Annotated in this window: 4 protein-coding genes; all 4 read right to left on the bottom strand. The window is 57.7% G+C overall.

Going from position 1 to position 3,380, the window contains the following annotated elements; all coding sequences use genetic code 11:
- Window positions 1-570: 570 nt before the first annotated feature.
- Window positions 571-1,548 (bottom strand): NAD(P)H-quinone oxidoreductase, encoded by a 978-nt coding sequence (locus tag ACFOFO_RS07615; RefSeq protein WP_390323724.1) that lies wholly within the window; start codon window positions 1,546-1,548, stop codon window positions 571-573.
- Window positions 1,549-1,661: 113 nt separating this feature from the next.
- A complete protein-coding gene (locus ACFOFO_RS07610) occupies window positions 1,662-2,474 on the bottom strand; it encodes a thiazole synthase (RefSeq protein WP_390323726.1) in 813 nt (270 codons plus the stop codon).
- Between the two features lie 56 nt (window positions 2,475-2,530).
- Complete coding sequence (gene thiS / locus ACFOFO_RS07605; RefSeq protein WP_390323728.1) at window positions 2,531-2,734, bottom strand: sulfur carrier protein ThiS; 204 nt, start codon at window positions 2,732-2,734, stop codon at window positions 2,531-2,533.
- A gap of 16 nt (window positions 2,735-2,750) precedes the next feature.
- Window positions 2,751-3,380: phosphomethylpyrimidine synthase ThiC (locus ACFOFO_RS07600; protein WP_390331289.1), on the bottom strand; the 630-nt coding region annotated here is incomplete at its 5' end.

Raw genomic sequence — 3,380 nt, 5'->3', positions numbered from 1 at the left:
GAACTCGCGTCCTATCTCAACCTGTCCCCAGAAACCCTCAGCCGACTCAAACATCAGGGCAAAATCTGAGGTCCAGTGCGCCAACCAAACTGCAACACCAGGATCACCGGCGTTGTTGAACAAGTCGATAGGCCGCAAAAAATTAACAATTTGGCATGATTCAACGCGATTTCACGTGCAGAGAAGTGCTTGCCTTACCAACATAACGAGAACCGTCGTCGTACGGTCGAAAAATCTCGCCATAAAGTCACGAATGGGATCGGGTACAACGACGCGCGTTACGGCGACGTGGCGGTATCAGGATCCTGTGTACGGACGAGGCGATGGCCGAGTGCCGTCCAGCCAGGAAGGGACCCGCGTTGGCCTGCAGCCACACCCTTCCAGACCTTCACGGGCGTCGGTGGCTACGATCGCGAACCGGTTTCTCACGCTGTTTTAAGCATGCAACCCGCTGCACATGATTTCGTTGCACCGCACAAGACGGCATCCGTTCAGGCGCTGCCGATACCCGACGGGAGCAGCATATTCAACGGCGCGATGAGCCAGTTGTGGTTTCAGTAACCCGCATACCTAGACTTCGAGCATGATTTTTCCCACATGCGAACTTGCTTCCATCAGCGCATGGGCTTGAGCGGCCTGCTGCAGCGGGAAGGTTTTATAAATAACCGGCTTGATTTTCCCGGATTCGATCAAAGGCCAGACATGTTGCCGTAATTGGGACGCGATGGCTGCCTTGAACGCGACTGGACGCGGACGCAGCGTTGAGCCGGTCACTGTCAAGCGACGAAGCAAAATCTGTCCCAAACTGACATTTGCTTTACCGCCGCCGAGCAATGCTATGAACACCAGGCGTCCATCATCGGCCAGGCAGTTAATTTCGCGCGGGACATAATCGCCACCCACCATATCGAGAATTACGTCGGCGCCCTTGCCATCGGTGGACGATTTGACGATCTCGACAAAATCTTCTGTCCGATAATTGATGCCGCGTTCCGCCCCGAGCGCTTCGCACGCACGGCATTTCTCATCGGAACCCGCGGTTGCAAAAACACGGTGTCCAAACGCTGTCGCAAGCTGGATCGCAGTCACGCCGATGCCCGATGAGCCGCCTTGCACCAGCAGGGTTTCGCCATCTGCCAGCATTGCGCGGTCGAATACATTGCTCCATACGGTGAAGAACGTCTCAGGCAGGGATGCCGCTTCAATCGGAGTCAATCCCTTCGGTACAGGCAGACAGAGTTCAATCGATGCTGCGCAATATTCCGCATAGCCGCCGCCTTGTACCAGCGCGCAGACCAGTTGTCCCTTTGTGAAACCGCTGCCGGCTAAATCGCCATCGACAATTTCTCCTGCTACTTCCAGTCCGGGAAGGTCCGATGCGCCGGGAGGAACCGGATAATTGCCGGTGCGCTGCAGCACGTCCGGGCGATTCACGCCGGCCGCATGTACCTTGATCAGGACCTGGCCAGCTTGAAGTGCCGGCAGCGGCCGTTCGCACATCTGCAATACCCCGGGTGCTCCGGGTTGGGTGATTTCAATCGCGAGCATGGATGGAGTCCTCTGTGAAGTAACAAATGATCAACGATACAGCAGGGAGAATTTTTGCGCAGCGGCTTCAGAATCGACGGCCATGTAAATGCTGCGATCGCCTTTCAAGCGTGTCATATCACACGTCCCGCCATCGGCGATGAAGGCGATGCGGCGAAACGTTTTGGAATCCGTCCGGCCAGATACGCATCGCGTCCCGCTTCCACTGCCAGGCGCATTGCGCGTGCCATCCTGATAGGATCGTGCGCGCCGGCAATCGCGGTATTCATCAACACGCCGTCGCATCCGAGCTCCATCGCGATGGCTGCATCCGATGCAGTGCCGACGCCGGCATCGACCAGCACCGGGATCGTCGATTGCTCGATGATTAGCGATAGATTCCACGGATTCAGGATGCCCATGCCGGAGCCGATCAAGGACGCCAGCGGCATCACCGCCACGCAGCCGATCTGCTCCAGCATCTTCGCCTGGATCGGATCGTCGCTGCAGTACACCATCACATCGAACCCATCCGCCACCAGCGTCTCGGCCGCCTTCAAGGTCTCCGGCATATTCGGGAACAGCGTCTTCTCGTCGCCCAGTACTTCGAGCTTGACCAGCTTGTGCCCATGCAACAATTCACGTGCCAGTTGCAAGGTGTATACCGCATCTTTCGCGTTGTAGCAGCCGGCAGTGTTCGGTAGGATCGTATATTTCGACGGCGGCACTACATCGAGCAGGTTTGGTGCGTTCGGGTCCTGGCCGATATTGACGCGGCGGATCGCGACCGTGATGATGTCGGCACCGCTGGCCTCGGTGGCCAGACGCATTTCTTCCAGGTCGCGGTATTTTCCGCTGCCGACCAGAAGACGCGAGCGGTAGGTTTTGCCGGCGATGGTCAAGCCTTCCTGTTGACTGGCTTGCTGTGGATGATCGTTCAGATTCATGCTTTACTCCTGTTTTTTCGCTCCGTCCCTTCAAGGGGAGGGAAGGGTGCGTCGGTTCAACCTCCGCCAATCGCGCGCACAATATCCACCCGATCACGCGCTTGCAGGGCATGTTGCGGCCATAAATGGCGCGGCACCACTTCACAGTTGACCGCAACGGCAAGCGCTTGATTGGATAACGCCAACGCAGCAATCAAGTCTTGCACGTTCTGGTTTTCCGTCGCCGAATGCGGCACGCCATTGAGTTCAATCGTTATCATTGCGCACCCGCATCCGTCACTGCTTGCGGTAGATTTCCGCGCCGCTCTTGATGAACTCGACCGACTTCACTTCCATCCCCTGCTTGAGCGCGGCAATCTCGCTGATGCCCTGCTTGGCCGCGTATTCGCGCACTTCCTGCGTGATCTTCATCGAGCAGAAATGCGGACCGCACATCGAGCAGAAATGGGCCACCTTGGCCGAATCCTTGGGCAAGGTTTCGTCGTGGAATTCGCGCGCCTTGTCCGGATCGAGACCGATATTGAATTGATCGTCCCAGCGGAATTCAAAACGTGCCTTCGACAGCGCGTTGTCGCGAATCTGGGCGCCGGGGTGACCTTTGGCCAGATCGGCGGCGTGGGCCGCGATCTTGTAGGTGATGATGCCGTCCTTGACGTCGACCTTGTTTGGCAAACCCAGATGCTCTTTCGGCGTGACATAGCACAGCATCGCGGTGCCGTACCAGCCGATCTGGGCGGCGCCGATGCCCGACGTGATGTGGTCGTAGCCCGGTGCGATGTCGGTAGTCAGGGGCCCGAGCGTGTAGAACGGCGCCTCGTGGCATTGTTCCAGTTGCAGGTCCATGTTTTCCTTGATCAGGTGCATCGGCACATGGCCGGGGCCTTCGATCATCACCTGCACGTCATG

Source organism: Pseudundibacterium arcticum, from assembly GCF_042646465.1.
In the GTDB taxonomy this organism is placed as follows: domain Bacteria; phylum Pseudomonadota; class Gammaproteobacteria; order Burkholderiales; family Burkholderiaceae_D; genus Undibacterium_A; species Undibacterium_A arcticum.
The sequence above is the reverse complement of the archived record's forward strand: the minus strand, read 5'-3'. Positions and strand labels throughout refer to the sequence as shown.

Coding starts and splice junctions, on each gene's coding strand:
- ACFOFO_RS07615 (WP_390323724.1), bottom strand. CDS start 1,548: ATGCTCGCGATTGAAATCACCCAACCCGGAGCACCCGGGGTATTGCAG.
- ACFOFO_RS07610 (WP_390323726.1), bottom strand. CDS start 2,474: ATGAATCTGAACGATCATCCACAGCAAGCCAGTCAACAGGAAGGCTTG.
- thiS (WP_390323728.1), bottom strand. CDS start 2,734: ATGATAACGATTGAACTCAATGGCGTGCCGCATTCGGCGACGGAAAAC.